The organism is Pseudomonas aeruginosa (assembly GCF_001457615.1).
In the GTDB taxonomy this organism is placed as follows: domain Bacteria; phylum Pseudomonadota; class Gammaproteobacteria; order Pseudomonadales; family Pseudomonadaceae; genus Pseudomonas; species Pseudomonas aeruginosa.
In genome coordinates, this window is record NZ_LN831024.1 from 2936814 (window position 1) to 2954151 (window position 17338).

Below are 17338 nucleotides of genomic sequence, written 5' to 3' on the forward strand. Positions count from 1 at the left end.
AGGTGGGCAACGCCATCGCTGGCGGGCAGGTTCATCGGTCAGGCCCGGCGGCTGCGCTCGTCGTGCCTGGCTGGCGGTTGCGGCACGGCGTAGCCGGCCCGCCAGGCGTACACCGCCCACATCATTTCGCCCAGGCGGCGTGCCTGGCGGCGCGAGCGGTAGCGGGCGAAATCGATGACGTTGTCGGTGCGGTCCATGAGGCATTCCTCGGGCGGCGGGTTCGATGGCAGCCAGACTATCCCTTCGCCGCTTAGAGCCATAAATACTAAGTTTTTATTTATTAATTCACTTTTGTGCTTACAAGGAACGCCGAACCGTACGGAGCAGCATATTTATATTCTTTAAAGATATTTAAATTAATTTTCTTATTCCAATAAATTAAAGACTCTCGCGTACCTGCCGACCAATCGGCGCGCCGCACCGAATCCATGCCGCCTTGCGCGGTATCTCGTGCCTGGCGTGTCCGGGCTTGCGTGGGAGTCAGCGATGTCCGTTTCCCTTCCGGCGCCAGCGCGCGCCGACGTTCCTTTGCAGATCCGTGCCCTCGATGCCGCATTCGGCGCCGAGGTGCTCGGCCTCGACCTCGGGTTGCCCCTGGCCGCCGAGGACTTCCGCCGTATCCACCGGGCGCACCTGGACCACCATGTGCTGGTGTTCCGCGAGCAGCGCATCACCCCGGCGCAGCAGATCGCCTTCAGCCGGCGCTTCGGTGAGTTGCAGATCCATGTGCTGAAGCAGTTCCTGCTCCCAGGGCATCCGGAGATCCTCATCGTTTCCAACATCGTCGAGAACGGCCAGCCCATCGGTCTCGGCGATGCCGGCAAGTTCTGGCACTCCGACCTTTCCTATAAGGAGCTGCCGAGCCTCGGCTCGATGCTGCATGCCCAGGAGCTGCCGGAGGAGGGCGGCGATACTCTGTTCGCCGACATGCACAAGGCCTGGGACAGCCTGCCGGAAGCCCTGCGCAAGGCCATCGAGGGACGCACGGCGGCGCATTCCTATACCGCCCGCTACAGCGAACCGCGCTTCGAGGGCAACTGGCGGCCGACCCTGAGCGCCGCCCAGCTCGCCGAGGTGCGCGAAGTGGTCCATCCGATCGTGCGCACCCACCCGGAAAGTGGGCGCAAGGGGCTGTTCGTCAGCGAAGGTTTCACCACCCGCATCGTCGGCCTGCCGGCCGACGAGAGCGCCCAACTGCTCGCCGAGCTGTATGCGCACAGCGTGCGCCCCGAGCACATCTACCGGCATCGCTGGCAGGCGCATGACCTGGTGTTCTGGGACAACCGCTCGCTGATCCATCTCGCCGGCGGTTGCCCGGCCCACCTGCGGCGCAAGCTCTACCGCACCACCATCCAGGGCGACGCGCCGTTCTGACGACGGCACGCGCTTCCCCCTTTTCGCCAGGAGCGTTTCCATGAACCGCATTCCCCGTTTCACCCGCCTGGTCGCCGCGCTCGGCCTGGGCCTGAGCCTCGCCACCACGCTGCTGGCCAGCCGGCCGGCGCAGGCCGAGGGCGAGATCCGCATCGCCGAGCAGTTCGGCATCGTCTACCTGCTGCTCAACGTGGTCCGCGACCAGCGCCTGATCGAAAAGCACGGCCAGGCCGAGGGCCTGCAAATCAAGGTCGACTGGACCCAACTGTCCGGCGGCGCGGCGGTCAACGATGCGCTGCTGTCCGGGGCGATCGATATCGCCGGTGCCGGCGTCGGTCCGCTGCTGACCATCTGGGACCGTACCCGCGGGCGCCAGAACGTCAAGGCGGTGGCTTCGCTGGGCAACTTCCCCTACTACCTGCTGAGCAACGACCCGCGGGTCAGGAGCATCGCCGACTTCGGCGCCGGGGATCGCATCGCCGTGCCGGCGGTGGGGGTTTCGGTGCAGTCGCGCTTCCTCCAGTACGCCGCGGCGAAGCAGTGGGGCGACAAGCAGTTCGACCGCCTCGACAAGTACACCGTGGCGCTGCCGCATCCGGACGCCACCGCCGCGCTGGTGGCCGGCGGCACCGAGCTGACCGGGCATTTCTCCAACCCGCCGTTCCAGGACCAGGCGCTGGCCAACCCGAAGGTCCACGTGGTGCTCGACAGCTACGAGCTGCTGGGGCCGAATTCGCCGACCGTGCTGTTCGCCACGGAGAAGTTCCGCCAGGACAACCCGAAGACCTACCGGGCCTTCGTCGAGGCGCTGAAGGAAGCGGCGGCCTTCGCCCAGAACGACAAGGCGGCCGCCGCCGATACCTATATCCGGGTGACCGGGGCGAAGATCGACCGAGCCGCGCTGCTGAAGATCATCGCCAATCCGCAGGTGGAGTTCAGCGTCACGCCGAAGAACACCTATCCGCTGGCGGAGTTTCTCTACCGGGTCGGTGCGATCCGCAACAAGCCGGCCTCCTGGCAGGACTATTTCTTCCAGGACGGCGCGCCGTTGCAGGGGAGTTGAGACGCCGATGAACGCCGCCTCCCGCCAACCTTCCACGCTCCCCGCCGACGCCCTGCTGGCGGTGGACGGAGTCAGCCTCGAATACCGCACCCGCTCGCGCGTGGTGCGGGCCACCCAGCGGGTCAGCTTCGAAGTCGACCCGGCCGATCGCTTCGTCCTGCTCGGCCCGTCCGGTTGCGGCAAGTCGACCCTGCTCAAGGCGGTGGCCGGCTTCATCACGCCCAGCGAGGGCGAGATCCGCCTTCAGGGACAGGCGGTCAGGGCGCCCGGCCCCGACCGTATCGTGGTGTTCCAGGAGTTCGACCAGTTGCCGCCATGGAAGACCGTACGGCAGAACGTGCTGTTCCCCTTGCGGGTGTCCGGCCAGGTGACGCGCGACGAGGCCGAGCGACGCGCCGACGAATGCCTCGAGAAGGTCGGCCTGGCGGGCTTCGCCGAGGCCTACCCGCACACGCTGTCCGGGGGCATGAAGGCGCGGGTGGCGATCGCCCGGGCGCTGGCGATGCAGCCGAAGATCCTGCTGATGGACGAGCCGTTCGCCGCGCTGGACGCGCTGACCCGGCGAAAGATGCAGGAAGAACTGCTGCGCCTGTGGGAAGAGGTGCGTTTCACCCTGCTGTTCGTCACCCACTCCATCGAGGAGGCGTTGGTGGTGGGCAACCGCATCCTGCTGCTCTCGCCGCACCCGGGGCGGGTCCGGGCCGAAGTGCACGGCCACCCGTTCGGGCTGCACAGCCTTGGCGGCGAGCCGCTGCAAGCCGCGGCGCGACGCATCCACCGCTTGCTGTTCGACGAGGGCGGCGAACCGACGGCGGCCGCGACCCTCGACTTCGCCGATATCCGGCTGGCCCATTGAGCAGAGGAATCGATCGATGAGTCGAGTCACGCGCGTTCGCGAAGAATACGAAGTCCAGCTCGAACCCCTGCTGGAGGTCTCCCTGGAGCGGCGCCTGCCCCTGAGCCAGCGTCTCTGGCAACAGGGCTGGCTGCGCAAGGGGCTGATCCTGGCGCTGCTGGCGCTGGCCTGGGAGCTGGCGGCGCGGGTCCAGGGCAACGACCTGCTGCTGCCAGGCTTCCTGCAGACGGCCAGGGCCCTCGGCGAGGGCCTGGCCAGCGGCGAACTGCCGGCCAAGGCGGGGATCTCCCTGCTGGTGCTGTTCAAGGGCTACCTGCTGGGGATCGTCCTGGCCTTCGTTCTGACCAGCCTGGCGGTCTCCACGCAGTTGGGCCGCGACCTGCTCGGGACCCTCACGGCGATGTTCAACCCGCTGCCGGCGATCGCGCTGCTGCCGCTGGCGCTGCTCTGGTTCGGCCTGGGCCAGAACAGCCTGATCTTCGTGCTGGTGCATTCGGTGCTCTGGGCGCTGGCGCTGAACACCTATGCCGGTTTCCTCGGTGTCTCGGAGACCCTGCGTATGGCAGGGCGCAACTACGGCCTGCGTGGCCTGCGCTTCGTCCTCCTGATCCTGGTGCCGGCGGCGCTGCCGTCGATTCTCGCCGGGCTGAAGATCGGCTGGGCCTTCGCCTGGCGCACGCTGATCGCCGCGGAACTGGTGTTCGGCGCGAGCAGCGGCAAGGGCGGGCTCGGCTGGTACATTTTCCAGAACCGCAACGAGCTGTACACCGACAAGGTATTCGCCGGCCTGGCCGTGGTGGTGCTGATCGGCCTGCTGGTGGAGAACCTGGTGTTCGGCAGCATCGAGCGCCTCACGGTGAAGCGCTGGGGAGTGCAACGCTAGGGCGGCGGACGGGTGGAGTGTTACGGCAACTTTCTCGGCAACTGTTGCGCTGGCGCGGCGGCAAAGCGGAGTAACGTCTTGCCCGCACCCACTTCAAAGGATGGAACGAATGTCGCTCTCCGTGGATCTGCTGCTGGCGTTCTCCCTGTTCGCCTTCGTCACCTCCGTCACGCCCGGTCCGAACAACACCATGTTGCTGGCCTCGGGGGTCAACTTCGGTTTCGTCCGCTCCATCCCGCACATCCTCGGGATCAGTTGCGGCTTCTTCATCATGGTGATGGCGGTGGGCTTCGGCCTGGGCACGGTGTTCGAGGCCTATCCGGTGCTGTACACCATCCTGCGCTACGTCGGCGCGGCCTACCTGCTGTACCTGGCCTGGAAGATCGCCACGTCCGGCCCGGCCGGCAACGACCCGGAGGGACGTGGCAAGCCGTTGAGCTACTGGGGCGCGGCGGCGTTCCAGTGGGTCAACCCGAAGGCCTGGGTGATGGCGGTCGGCGCCATAAGCACCTATACGCCGTTGCAGGGCTACTTCACCAACGTGGTGGTGATCTCGACGGTATTTGCCCTGATCAACGCGCCGACCATCGGAATCTGGGCCGGTTTCGGCAGCATGCTGCGCAACGTGCTGCGCGATCCGCGCTGGCTGAGGGTGTTCAACGTAGGGATGGCGCTGCTGTTGGTCGCGTCGCTGTACCCGATCCTCGCGGAAAGCCATTCGGCCTGACCTGTCACCACCCTATCAATTGTATTAGCTCGTAACTCGTCGCCATTTCGTGAAGAGTTTTTCGCTCGGTGCCCAGCCTCGGAAGGGGGAGAGCGATGCAGGAGCGACATGGCTTACCGTTACGCAGCTTTTCGTCGGGCAAGGCGCTGACCGCGGGACGCGCAGTGCGCCCGGAGGTTGCGCAGGAGCGGCGCTACCTGCAAGGCGCCCCGCTGGGGCTGGAGTTGCCGGGACGAATCGCCTTGCGCGACCCGCATTGCGCCTGGCAATGGTTCGAGCCGGAGGCGGCCGCGGAAGCGTTCCCGGCGGCGCACTGGCTGGCGGCGTTCCTGGTACTGCTGGGACGCTACGGCAACGAAGAGATCACCCTGGGCTTTCCCGAGCCGATCACGGTTCGCGGGCGGCAGGCGCCCGCGCTGCTGCGTTCCGCCTACCGGGCGATGGAGTCGTCCGCCGAACGTAGCGCGCGGCTGGCGGAAGAACTCGATGACGCCCGGCGGCAGCTATCCGCCGACGGCCAGGAGCGCGCCGCCCTGGCCGGGTGCTGCGCGGTCCAGGTGCTGGCGGCGCGGCCAACGGCGAGCAGCCCCGGCTGGCTGGCCCTGGTGCTGGCGGCGGACGGCAGCGTCGGCCTGGCTCTGCGCGATCCCCAGTACGACGAATTGCGGCGTATCGCCGGCCATCTCGCGCGCCTGGCGCGCGGCCTGGTCGACGCCCAGGCCTGCGTCGGCCGGCTGCCCTGGCTGGACGCCGACGAAGAGCGCCGTTTGCAGGCCCTGCGCAGCGAGCCCCAGGCCGCCCCGTCGCGCGGCGTACTCCACCATCTGTTCGAGGCCCAGGCGCGGCGCACACCGCAGCGCATCGCCGTGCACGCCGCCGACCGTAGCCTCAGCTATGCCGAGCTGGAGCGCGAAAGCGCCGCGCTCGCCGTGCGCCTGCGCGCCGCCGGGGTGGCTCCGGAGCAGCGGGTCGGGGTCTGCCTGCGGCGCGACAGCGGCCTGCTGGTCGGCCTGCTTGGCGTGCTCCGCGCCGGCGGTTGCTACGTCCCGCTGGACCCGGCCTATCCGGAGGAGCGGGTGGCCTACATGCTCGACGACGCCGACTGCCTGCTGGTGCTGGTCGACGCGAGCACCCGCGAGCGGGTCGCCGCGCTGGGCCGGCCATGCCTGACGCTGGAGGAGGGCGGCGACCAGGCGAACGACCTGGCGCTGCCCGCGAGCGAGGTCGGCGCCGACCACCTCGCCTACATCATCTACACCTCCGGTTCCACCGGACGCCCCAAGGGCGTCGCCATCGAGCACGGCAGCGCCCATGCCTTCCTGCGCTGGGCCGGCCAGCACTATGCCGCCGAAGAATGGAGCGGGGTACTGGCGGCGACCTCGGTGTGCTTCGACCTGTCGGTCTACGAGCTGTTCGGCACCCTGGCCGAAGGCGGCACGCTGCACCTGGTGGAAAACCTGTTCAGCCTGCCGGACTACCCGCGCCGCGACGAGATCAGCCTGCTCAATACCGTGCCCTCGGTGTGTGCCGCGCTGCTCGCCCTCGGCGACCTGCCGGGCGGGGTGCGCACGCTGAACCTGGCCGGCGAACCGCTGCGCGGCCACCTGGTGCGACAGATTCGTGGCCAACCCCAGGTACGGCGCCTGGTCAATCTCTACGGGCCGACCGAGGACACCACCTATTCGACGGCGCACGAACTGGACCTGCACGCCGAAGCGCTCGACGAGCCGCCCATCGGCCGACCGCTGCCCGGCACCACGGTGGAGGTGCTCGACGGCTTCGAGGCGCCGCTGCCGCTGGGCGTGGCCGGGGAGCTGTACCTCGGCGGCATCGGCCTGGCGCGTGGCTATTTCGGCAAGCCGGAGCAGACCGCCGAGCGTTTCCGCGTCGATCCGGGCAGCGGCGAGCGCCGCTATCGCACCGGCGACCGCGTACGCATGCGCGAGGACGGCGTGCTGGAACACCTCGGCCGGCTCGACGACCAGGTCAAGTTCAACGGCTTCCGCATCGAGCTGGGCGAGATCGCCTCGTGCCTGGCGAGTTTTCCCGGGGTGAGCGAAGCCTGCGCCATGCTCACCGAGGACAGCGCCGGCCTGCGTCGGCTGGTCGGCTACCTGGCGGCGCCGTTCGCCCCGCCGCTCCAGGCGCTGAACGAGCACCTTGGGCAAAGTCTGCCGCACTACATGTTGCCGTCAGCGTTCGTGGTCCTGGCGGAGCTGCCCAAGACGCTCAACGGCAAGATCGACCGCAAGGCCCTGCCGCGTCCCCAGGCGACCGGCGCCGAGCCCCAGGCGCTGCCCAGCGATCCGCTGGAGCAGGCGCTACACCAGGCCTGGCAGGCGCAGCTTGGTGCGCCGCCGCGCGCCGGACAGGGCTTCTACGCCGCCGGCGGCGATTCCCTGCGGGCGGTGCACCTGCTCGCGACGCTGCGCCAGCGACTGTCCCGACGCGTACCGTTGCAGGCGTTCGCCGGTGGCCCGGCGACCCCCGAGGCCCTGCTGGAACTGCTGCGCCAGGCCGCGCCCGAGGGCGACGAGCCGGAGCCGAGCGCCGGCGCCGCCGGGCTGAGCCTCGCCGAACGGCGCCTGTGGGTGGCCCAGCAACTGGCGCCGGAGGACACCTCCTACAACCTGCTGGCCCACCTGCGCATAGTCGGCGCCACGGCCGACGCCATCGAACAGGCCTTGCGCCAGTTGCTGGAACGGCATGTGGCGCTGCGCCGGCGTGTCGAAACGGGCGTCGACGGGCCGCAGCCGCATGCGCTGGCGGCGCATGCGGTGCCCCTGCAACGCCTGCTGGCGAGCGACGCCGTCCACGCCGAGCGGTTGCTGGAGGATGGCGTGCGCCGTGAGGGCGCGCGAGTCTTCGACCTCGCCCACGAGGCGCCGGCACGCCTGCTGCTGGTCGTCACCCGCGACAGCGCGCGCGCCGACCTCCTGCTCAGCGTCCATCACTACGCCTTCGACGATGTGTCGCTGGCGGTCTTTGCCGCGGAACTGAAGACGCTGCTCGATGGCGGTCGCCTGGGCGTGCTCGCCAGTACGCCGGAACAGGTTGCCGCCCGCGAGCGCGCGGCGTTGGCCTCGGGACGCCTGGACCGTGTCGCCGAGCGCTGGGCTGAGCGTTTGTTGCCGCTGGCGAAGGCTCCCGGCGCCGCGCCGGCGCGCCCGGAGGAGAGCGGCGGGCGCGCCGGCCAACGCCTCGCCCTGCCGGTTTCCGCCGCCGTCCATGCCGTCTGCCGGGCGCTGGCCGAACGCACCTCGGTAAGCCCGTTCAGTGCTGCGCTACAGGCCTTCGCCGAAGTGCTCGGCGCCGAACTGGGCGTCGACGACCTGCTCGTCGGCGTGGCCCTGGCCGGGCGTTCGCGCCTGGAAATGCAGGGGCTGGTCGGCTGCTTCGTCAACCTCCTGCCGCTGGCGGTCGGCCTGCGTCCGGAGCAGTCCGTGGAGTGGCGCCTGCGCCAGGTCGGCCATGATCTGCTGGAACTGCTCGAACACCAGGACGTGCCCCTCGAATGCGTGACCCAGGCCCTGAGCCAGCGCGGCGCCAGCGGCCTGCCGATCCGCATCGCCTGCGGCGCGCACAACGGTCGGGCGGCCCCGGCGGTGGATGCCGGGGTGCGCGTCGAAGCCGACTTCATCCCGGTGCCTGGCGCGCGCCTGGACCTGACGCTGTGGCTGGAAGACCAGCCGCAGGGTTGGCTGGCCGTCTGGACCGGGGTCAGCGCGATCTTCGACCTGCACCGCATCGAGCGCCTGCACCAGGCCTGGGAGCGGCGCCTGCTGGCGAATGCCGGCGAACCTATCTCGAAACGCATGTCGCCGGAGGGCTGCAACGCTTCCTGACGACCCCGAGCCTCCCACGGAGAACAGCGATGGAACGAACAGCTCCCAGTCTCACCGGTCGCGGCTTCGCCCGGCCGCGCAATCTCAGCCCGCGCAGCAGCGAGGCGCTGGTGCGGCGCCCGGCGGCGGAGCGCGACGGCCTGCCGCTGCTGATCGAGGCACAGGCTCCCGGCCTGTCCCTGGCCGACTGGATTCGCGAGCAGGGCCAGTCCCTGCACGACGACCTGAACCTGGCTGGCGGCCTGTTGCTGAGAGGCTTCGAGGTCGACTCGGCAGAGCGCTTCCGCGCAGCCGCCGCTGCCTTCGCCCCGCAACTGCTCGACTACAAGGAGCGTTCCTCGCCGCGTAGCCAGGTCAGCGGCGAGGTCTACACCTCCACCGAGCATCCGGTGGACCAGCCGATCTTCCTGCATAACGAGCAGTCCTATACCGCCGACTGGCCGCTGTACATCATGTTCCATTGCCAGGTCGCGCCGCTCGAGGGCGGCGCCACCCCGGTGGCGGCCAACCGGCTGGTGCTCCGCCACCTGCCGGACGAATTGCTGGAACGCTTCGGGCGCCTGGGCATCCTCTACGTGCGCAACTACCGCGCCGGCCTCGGCCTGTCCTGGCGCGAAGCGTTCCAGACCGACAGCCGCGCCGAGGTCGAGGCGTTCTGCGCTGAGCACCGGATCGCCCATGCCTGGATCGGCGACGAGCACCTGCGCACCTGGCAGAGGCGCGCGGCGTTCCAACGCCACCCGTATACCGGCGAGCGCCTGTGGTTCAACCACGGCATGTTCTTCCATGCCACCAGTCTCGAGCCGGGCCTGCGCGATGCGCTGCTGCGCAGCGTCGCCGAGGAAGACCTGCCGTACCAGACCTACTACGGCGATGGCAGCCCGATCGAGGCGCAGACCCTGGCGACCATCCGCAGCGCCATAGACCGCGAGACGCGGCGCTTCGACTGGCGCGTGGGCGACGTGCTGATCCTCGACAACATGCTCGCCCAGCACGGCCGCGAGCCGTTCCGCGGGCCGCGACGGATCCTCACCATCATGTCCACGCCGTATTCCAGCCTGGCGCCCGCCGACGTCCCGCCGACACCTTCGCGCCTGGCGCTCGGAGGTGCCGCATGAGCGCCTCGTTCAGCGCGCCGCGCCTGCGCCCCCGGCAGCTCTCGGCCGGCGACCTGGTGGAGGAAAGCCTGCTCGACCCGGCCAACGACTACCTGCGCATCGTCCGCGCGCGCCAGCCGGGCATGGACCTGCGGCAATGGATCGCCGCCGCCGGCGCAGGGCTGCGCGACAGCCTGCTGCGGCATGGCGGCATCCTGTTTCGTGGCTTCGCGGTAGACGGAGCGGAGGGCTTCTCCCAGGCGGTACAAAGCTTTTCGCCGAACATGCTCGACTACCTGGAGCGCGCGGCGGCACGCCAGGAAGTGGCGCACCGGGTGTTCACCTCCACCGAGTTCTCGCCGGACGGCTGGATTCCGCCGCACCACGAGATGTCCTACTCGCACAACTGGCCGAGCTATATCCACTTCTACTGCCAGACACCGCCCGCCACCCAGGGCCGCACGCCCCTGGCCGACGAGCGCCGGGTCAGCGCTCGGATACCCGAGGCGATCAGGCAGCGCTTCCTCCGCCATGGGGTGTGCTACGTGCGCAACTACGGGCCGGAGATCGACCTGACCTGGCAGGAAGGCTTCCAGACCGACAGTCGCGCCGAGGTCGAGGCCTACTGCCGGCAGACCGGTACCCAATGGACCTGGCTCGACGACCAGCGCCTGAATACCCGCCAGGTACGCCAGGCGATGGTGCGCCACCCGCTCAGCGGCGAGACGCTGTGGTTCAACCACGCGCACATGTTCCATGTCTCCAACATGCCGCCGGCCCTGGCCCGGGCCTTGCTCGACGAGGTCGGCGAACAGGGCCTGCCGCGCAACGCCTACTACGGCGACGGCAGCCCGATCGAGGCGGAGGTGCTGGACACCATCCGCGCCGCCTACCGCGAGGAAACCCGCGCGTTCGCCTGGGAGCGCGGCGATGTCCTGATGCTCGACAACTTCATCAGCGTCCACGGCCGCGAGCCGTACACCGGCGAGCGCAAGGTGCTGGTGGCGATGACCGACCTGCATGTCCACCAACCCTGAACCCGTGCGAGGGATAGCCATGAGTGCGTCAGAAGACCTGCAATCCGCTGTGCAACCGGCCGCGAGCGAAGCGCTCGAAGGATTCCCGCTGTCTCCCTTGCAGACCCGCGCCTGGCGCCGCCATGCCGAGCGGCCGGAAAATACGGTTGTCGGCGTGCGCCTGCACGCCCCGGCCGATCCCGTGGCGACGCTGGAGCGGCTGCGCCGGGCGCTGGACGGCGAGGCGCAACTGCGCGTGGCCTACCGGACGATGCCGGGCATGAGCCTGCCGGTGCAGGTACTGGATGGGCGCGCGGCCGATCTGCTGGTCGAGCGCCTGCCGGGAGACGGCGACTGGGCCGGACGCTTCGCGCGCGAAAGCGCGCGTCTCGCCGCTTCGCCCCTGGGCGGGGAAGGCCAGCCGGTACTGGCGCTCGGCCTGCTGCTGGACGCCGCCGGAGAGACGCTCCAGGGGCTGTTGCTGGCGGCGCCGGCGTTCGTCGTCGATGCGGCCAGCCTGGTGGCGCTGCTGCGCCGCGGCCTGGGGCCGGCCGGCCAGGCGAGCGCGGACGAGGGAGACGAGGCGCTGCTGTTCCAGCATTTCTCCGAGTGGGCCAACGAGGCGCTGGCCGGCGAAGACGGCGAAAGCGCCAGCGGTTACTGGCGAGAGCAGGCGGCCGTTGCGGCGGAGAGTCCGCTGGCGCTGGCGGACGACCTGGGCGAAGGCGAGTGGACGGCGCGGCGCCTGCTGCCGCGCGCGCTGCTCGAACGCCTGGCCGCCAACGGCTTGCCGGAGGCGGCCGCCCTGCTGGCCTGGACCCAGGTCGCCGGGCAGTTCCAGGGCGACGAGGGACTCCCTCTGGAAATGGCGCGACTGGTCTCGGGGCGCCTGTTCAACGAGTTCGCCGAGCTGGCCGGACCGTTCGCCGGGGTCGCGCCGCTGTGCCTGGAGAATGTCCGCGCGGGCAGCGTCGGCGAGCGGCTCGACGCCCTCCAGGCGGCGATCCTCGCCCAGGAGGAGGCAGCGGCCCTGCGCGATCCCTTTGCCCCCGACTGGCCGCTCGCCGAGTTGGGCTTCGCCTGGCTGGCGGGCGAACTGGATGGCGCCGGGGTGGCCGAGCTGGATTGCCGTCAGCCGCCGCTGGGCGGGTTCCTCGAGTTGCAGGTGCTGCCCCACGGCGAAGGCCGGCTGGCCAGCCTGCGGGTCCGCCGCGACCATGACGGAACGCTGGCCGGGCGCTTGCTCGACGCCTGGGTCGAATGCCTGGAAAGCATCGCCGCCGACAGGCAACTGCCACTGGCCGGGCTGCCGTTGATCGGCGCGGCCGAGCGCGAGCGCTACCAGGCCTGGCAGGGCGAGCGCGTGGAGCCCGCGCCGGTGGAATCCCTGGTGGCCGCGTTCGATCTGCGCGCCGCCCTGCAGCCGCAGGCGCCGGCGTTGCTGGATGCCCACGGCAGCCTGGATTTCGCCACGCTGCGCGCGCGCAGCGAAGCGGTCGCCGAAGCGCTGCTGGCTGCCGGCGTGCGGCCCGGCCAGGCGGTGGCGGTGATGACCGGGCGCAACCGCGAGGCGATCGTCGCCCTGCTCGGGGTGATGCGCGCGGCGGCGGTGTACACCCCGGTCAATCCGGAGTTTCCGGCGGCGCGGGTGGAGCGGATGCGCGAAGCGGGCGGGATCGTCTTCGCCCTTGCCGATGCCGAGTGCGCCGGGCGCGCCCGCGAGGACTTCGCCGGGGCCTGCCTGGACCTGTCGACGCTGCCGCTTGCCGGCAGCGGCATGAGCCTGCCGGCGCCGGGCGGGCGCGATGCGGCCTACATGATCTTCACCTCGGGCACCAGCGGCCAGCCCAAAGGCGTGGTGGTCGAGCACGCCAGCGCGCTCAACCTGTCCCAGGCCCTGGCGCGCACGGTATACGCGAACGTGGTGGGCGAGGGCCTGCGGGTGACGGTCAACGCGCCGTTCTCCTTCGACTCCTCGATCAAGCAGATTCTCCAGTTGCTCTCCGGCCATTGCCTGGTCCTGGTGCCGCAGGAGGTGCGCAGCGATCCGCAGCGGATGCTGGGGTTCCTCGAAGAACGGCGCATCGACGTGCTCGACTGCACCCCGTCGCTGTTCCGCCTGCTGCTCCAGGCCGGCCTCGACGATGCCCACCCGGCGCTGCCCGGGCGCATCCTGGTAGGGGGCGAGCGCTTCGACGAAGCGTCCTGGGAGGTCGCCGCCGGCTGGCGCCGCTGCCAGGTGTTCAATCTCTACGGTCCTACCGAAGCCACGGTGAACGCCAGCCTGGCGCGGGTCGCCGAGCATGCGCGGCCGACCATCGGCCGCGCCCTGGCCAACGTCGATCTGCATGTGGTCGATGGCCTCGGTCGTCGCAAGACCCGTGGCGCCAGCGGCGAACTGTGGATCGGCGGCGCCGGGGTGGCGCGCGGCTATGCCGGCGACGCCGGCGAGGCGGCCGGGCGCTTCCTCGAGGAGGGCTGGCCGGGCAGCGGCCGCCTGTACCGCAGCGGCGACCTGGTGCGCTGGCGCGCCGACGGTTGCCTGGAGTTCCTCGGGCGGATCGACGAACAGGTGAAGATCAACGGCTACCGCATCGAACTGGGCGAGATCCGCAGCGCGTTGCTGGAACACCCGGCGGTGGGCGAGGCGGCGGTACTCACCGACGAGGCCGATGCGGCCGAACCGGGCGCGGATCGCCGGATCGTCGCCTTCGTCACCGCCGCCGAGGAGACCGCGGACGAGTCCTGGCTGGAAGTCGACCTGCCCAGCGGGCACCGGGTCGCCGGACTGAACCTCAACGAAACCGAGTACGTCTACCAGGAAATCTTCGTCGACGAGGTCTACAGCCGCGACGGCATCGTCCTGCCGCCGGACGCGGTGGTCCTCGACGTCGGTGCCAACATCGGCCTGTTCTCGCTGTACATCGCCAGCCGCGCGCCGCGCGCGCGAGTGGTCGCCTTCGAGCCGCTGGCACCGATCCGCCGGCGCCTGGAGGCCAACCTCGGACGCTACGCACCGCAGGTCGAGGTATTCGGCATCGGCCTGTCCGACGCCGAGCGCGAGGAAACCTTCACCTACTATCCGGGCTACTCGACCTTCTCCGGGATCGCCGAGTACGCCGACGCCAGCGGCGAACGCGACGTCATCCGACGCTACCTGAGCAACCAGGGCGAGGAGGGCGGGGCCAACCTGCTGCTGGACAACATCGACGAAATCCTCGACGACCGCCTGCGCGCCGAAGCCCACCGCTGCCGCCTGCGCCGCCTCGACCAGGTGATCGGCGAACTGGGCCTGGAGCGTATCGACCTGCTGAAGATCGACGTGCAGCGCGCGGAAATGGATGTGCTGCTCGGTCTCGACGATGCGGCGCTGGCCAAGGTCCGGCAGATCGTCCTGGAGGTCCATGACAAGCGCGACGGTGCCACCGCCGGCCGCGCCGATGCCTTGAGCGACCTGCTGCGCCGCCATGGCTTCGAGGTGAGCATCCGTCAGGACGCGCTGCTGGAGGGTACCGACCGTTACAACTGCTACGCGGTGCGCCCGGGCTATGCCGAGTCGCTGGCCGAGCGCATCGACTGGCGCGCGCTCGCGCCGCGCCCCGCCGCGGCCCTCGGCGGCGAGCTGAGCGAGCAGGCCCTGCGTGGCTTCCTCGAGGCGCGCCTGCCGGCCTACATGCTGCCGAGCCGGATCGCCCGGGTCGAACGCCTGCCGCTGACCGCCGAAGGCAAGCTCGACCGTCGCGCGCTGTTGGCGGCGCTGGCCGCCGAGGCGGCCGCGCAGACCCTGGAAGCGCCGGCCAATGCCACCGAGGCGGCCCTGCTGGAGATCTGGAAGAGCGTGCTGAAACGCCCGGCGATCGGCGTCAGCGACAATTTCTTCCAGGTCGGCGGCGACTCCATCCGCCTGATCCAGATGCAGGTCATGGCGCGCGAGGCGGGGCTTGCCTTTACCCTGCGCGACGTGTTCAACCACCAGAGCATCCGCGAACTGGCGCGCCTGCTGGCCGCTCCGGCGAGTCCGGCGGATGCGGCCGCGAGCTCGGCGCCGCGGGTGCTGGAGCCGTTCGCCCTGTTGTCGGCGGCGGAACGCAAGCGCCTGCCGGAGGGGCTCGACGACGCCTATCCGATGACCAGCCTGCAACAGGGCATGCTCCTGCAAAGCGAGGCCAGCGGCGATCCACGGCTGTTGCACAACGTCGTCCTGCACGAGGTGCATGGACGCCTGGACGGCGAGTTGCTGGCGCGCGCCTGGGCGATCCTGATCGGCCGCCACGCGATCCTGCGTACCGGCTTCGACCTGCACGGTGGCCAGGTTCCCCTGCAATGGGTCCACCCGGCCGCTGCGGTCGCCGCCGAGGTGCCGGTGCACGACCTGTGTGGCCTCGATGGGGAAACACGGCGCCTGCGCCTGCGTGCCTGGATCGAGGAAGAGCAGGCCACCCCGTTCGACTGGAGCCGCCCACCGCTGGTGCGCCTCGCCGCGCTGGCGCTGGACGAGCGGCGCTTCGCCCTGGGCGTCGCCGAACACCATAGCGTGCTGGACGGCTGGAGCCTGCAAAGCCTGGTGGACGAGCTGCTGGCGGTCTACGCCGACCTTCTCGCCGGTGTCGTCGCGCGGGAAGCGGAAGCGCCCGCGGTAGGCTTCCGCGACTACGTGGCGCTGGAGCGTGAGGCCGAGGCCAACGCCGCCTCGGCGCTGTTCTGGCTCGACTACCTGGCCGGCGCCCGCTACCGGCCGTTGCCCGGCCTGGCGGAGGAGGGACCCCGGCGCATGGCGGCGGTCCGCGTGGACGTGCCGGCCGACAGCCTGTCGCGCTTGCGCGCCCTGGCCGAACGCAGCGGCTTGCCCTTGCGTTCGTTGTTGCTGGCGGTGCATGGCCGAGCGTTGTGCCGCTTCAGCGATGCCGATGAAGTAGTCACCGGCTTCGTCAGCCACGGGCGCCCCGAGGAGCCGGGAGCGGACCGCCTGCTCGGCCTGTTCCTGAACACCCTGCCGTGCCGGCTGTCGGCTTCCGTCGATCTGCTCGACAGCGCCCGTCGCGCATTCGACTACGAGCGCGCGAGCCTGGAACATCGGCGCCATCCGCTGGCGGCGATTCGCAGGCGCAACCGCGAGTTGCGCCTGGACAGCCTGTTCAACTTCGTCGACTTCCACCAGGACGACGCCGCGCCGACGGCGGGAGTAAGGCACGGCGGCATCCTCGACCAGGTGGTGGTGGACGTCGACGTGCCGCTGGCGGTGGACTTCGAGGTGGCCGGCGAGCGCCTCGAGGTGGGCTTCCAGTACGCCGCCGGACGTTTCCCCGCCGAGCGCGCCGAGGCGCTGGCCGACGCCTACCGCGAGGCGTTGCTGGCGCTGCTCGAGGACCCGGCGCAGCCGCCCACGGCGGCCCAGGCCGAGGACAGCGTGGAGCTGCGGCGGGTGCTCAAGGTGTTGTCCCGGGTGCTCGGCCGGCCGCTGGCGGCCGACCAGGGCTTCGCCAGTGCCGGCGGGCATTCGCTGCTGGGCGTGCAGGCGATCGCCGAATTGCGCCGGCTGACCGGCAGGCAACTGAGCCTGGGGCTGTTGCAGGGCGATCCGGATGCCCGCGAAGTGGTGCGCCGCTGCCATGCCGCCGACGCGCCGCCGTTGCCGCCCGCCACCGAGCGCGCCCGGGCCCTGTGGTTGCAGCGCAGCGGGAGCGCGCAGCCGCGCCTGCGCCTGATCGCGCTGCCGCCCGCGGGGGGCAACGCCGGCACTTTCCGTGGTTGGGACGCGCGCCTGCCGGCGGACGTGGAGCTGCTGGCGATCCAGTATCCGGGGCGCCAGGAACGCCAGGACGAGCCATTCGTCACCGATGTAGAGGCCATGCTCTGTGCCATCGACGACGCGCTCCTGCCATTGCTCGACCGTCCGTTCGCCCTGGTCGGCGCCAGCCTCGGTGGCATGCTCGCCTACGAACTGGCGGCACGCCTGGAAAGCCTGCACGGCCTGCGCGCCAGGCAGTTGTTCGTGATCAGCAGCCGCGCTCCGGGGCCGGACCTGGAATACCCGCGCTTCCATGCGATGGGCGACGCCGAGTTGCTGCGAACCCTGCGCGAGTACGACGTGCTGCCGCTGGAAGTGCTCGACGACCCGGAGCTGCGCGAGATCAGCCTGGCCACCCTGCGCGCCGATTCGCGCCTGGCCGCCGACTATCGCTACCGCCCGCGCGAGCCGCTGGCCATACCGATCACCGCGATCCTCGGCGAGCAGGACCCGGGCGTCTCCAGGGCGGCCATCGACGGCTGGCGGCGGCACGCCAGCCGCTACGAGCTGGAGACCCTGGCCGGCGGCCACGGCCTGGTGGTGACGGCGGCGGAGGAGGTCTGCGCGATCCTGCGGCAGCGCCTGGCGCCCGATGTGCCTGGCGGCGTGCCGGCGAACCTGGCAACCTGAACCGCCGGCCCCTGCCGCCCGCCTGGCGGCAGGGGCCGGTGCCGTCCGTCTTCATTCGA

At 70.4% G+C, this 17338-nt stretch carries 10 protein-coding genes; 9 read left to right on the top strand and 1 reads right to left on the bottom strand.

Annotation, left to right across the window (positions count from 1 at the left end):
• Positions 1–38: 38 nt before the first annotated feature.
• Positions 39–197 (bottom strand): hypothetical protein, encoded by a 159-nt coding sequence (locus tag AT700_RS13450; RefSeq protein ID WP_003089396.1) that lies wholly within the window; start codon positions 195–197, stop codon positions 39–41.
• Between the two features lie 289 nt (positions 198–486).
• Here AT700_RS13450 and AT700_RS13455 point away from each other — a divergent pair, with 289 nt between their 5' ends.
• The 9 genes from AT700_RS13455 to AT700_RS13495 all read left to right on the top strand — a co-directional run bounded on the left by AT700_RS13455 (position 487) and on the right by AT700_RS13495 (position 17279).
• Positions 487–1374: a TauD/TfdA dioxygenase family protein gene (locus AT700_RS13455; RefSeq protein ID WP_003124614.1), complete on the top strand. Its 888-nt coding sequence runs from the start codon at positions 487–489 to the stop codon at positions 1372–1374.
• A 40-nt stretch (positions 1375–1414) separates the two neighbouring features.
• Positions 1415–2437, top strand: coding sequence for an ABC transporter substrate-binding protein (locus tag AT700_RS13460; RefSeq protein WP_003089389.1), 1023 nt, complete (start codon positions 1415–1417; stop codon positions 2435–2437).
• Between the two features lie 7 nt (positions 2438–2444).
• Entirely contained in the window at positions 2445–3293 is an 849-nt protein-coding gene (locus AT700_RS13465; protein WP_003113091.1) for an ABC transporter ATP-binding protein, read from the top strand.
• Positions 3294–3309: 16 nt separating this feature from the next.
• Entirely contained in the window at positions 3310–4176 is an 867-nt protein-coding gene (locus tag AT700_RS13470) for an ABC transporter permease (protein WP_003117834.1), read from the top strand.
• Positions 4177–4285: 109 nt separating this feature from the next.
• Positions 4286–4903 (top strand): LysE family translocator, encoded by a 618-nt coding sequence (locus AT700_RS13475; RefSeq protein WP_003113093.1) that lies wholly within the window; start codon positions 4286–4288, stop codon positions 4901–4903.
• Between the two features lie 164 nt (positions 4904–5067).
• Positions 5068–8748: a non-ribosomal peptide synthetase gene (locus AT700_RS13480; RefSeq protein ID WP_169787789.1), complete on the top strand. Its 3681-nt coding sequence runs from the start codon at positions 5068–5070 to the stop codon at positions 8746–8748.
• Between the two features lie 29 nt (positions 8749–8777).
• Positions 8778–9866, top strand: coding sequence for a TauD/TfdA family dioxygenase (locus AT700_RS13485; protein ID WP_003160283.1), 1089 nt, complete (start codon positions 8778–8780; stop codon positions 9864–9866).
• Positions 9863–10882, top strand: a complete 1020-nt coding sequence (locus tag AT700_RS13490; RefSeq protein ID WP_003113096.1) for a TauD/TfdA family dioxygenase — start codon at positions 9863–9865, stop codon at positions 10880–10882. Before AT700_RS13485 ends, AT700_RS13490 begins: the two co-directional genes overlap by 4 nt.
• A 19-nt stretch (positions 10883–10901) precedes the next feature.
• Positions 10902–17279 carry a non-ribosomal peptide synthetase gene (locus AT700_RS13495; RefSeq protein WP_048521095.1) on the top strand — a complete coding sequence of 2126 codons (6378 nt, stop codon included), beginning with the start codon at positions 10902–10904 and terminating at the stop codon, positions 17277–17279.
• Positions 17280–17338: the final 59 nt, after the last annotated feature.

Bases quoted from the DNA above. Each gene is read 5' to 3' on its own strand.
- AT700_RS13470 (WP_003117834.1), top strand. From the start codon at position 3,310: ATGAGTCGAGTCACGCGCGTTCGCGAAGAATACGAAGTCCAGCTCGAA.
- AT700_RS13455 (WP_003124614.1), top strand. From the start codon at position 487: ATGTCCGTTTCCCTTCCGGCGCCAGCGCGCGCCGACGTTCCTTTGCAG.
- AT700_RS13465 (WP_003113091.1), top strand. From the start codon at position 2,445: ATGAACGCCGCCTCCCGCCAACCTTCCACGCTCCCCGCCGACGCCCTG.
- AT700_RS13460 (WP_003089389.1), top strand. From the start codon at position 1,415: ATGAACCGCATTCCCCGTTTCACCCGCCTGGTCGCCGCGCTCGGCCTG.
- AT700_RS13495 (WP_048521095.1), top strand. From the start codon at position 10,902: ATGAGTGCGTCAGAAGACCTGCAATCCGCTGTGCAACCGGCCGCGAGC.
- AT700_RS13490 (WP_003113096.1), top strand. From the start codon at position 9,863: ATGAGCGCCTCGTTCAGCGCGCCGCGCCTGCGCCCCCGGCAGCTCTCG.
- AT700_RS13475 (WP_003113093.1), top strand. From the start codon at position 4,286: ATGTCGCTCTCCGTGGATCTGCTGCTGGCGTTCTCCCTGTTCGCCTTC.
- AT700_RS13450 (WP_003089396.1), bottom strand. From the start codon at position 197: ATGGACCGCACCGACAACGTCATCGATTTCGCCCGCTACCGCTCGCGC.
- AT700_RS13485 (WP_003160283.1), top strand. From the start codon at position 8,778: ATGGAACGAACAGCTCCCAGTCTCACCGGTCGCGGCTTCGCCCGGCCG.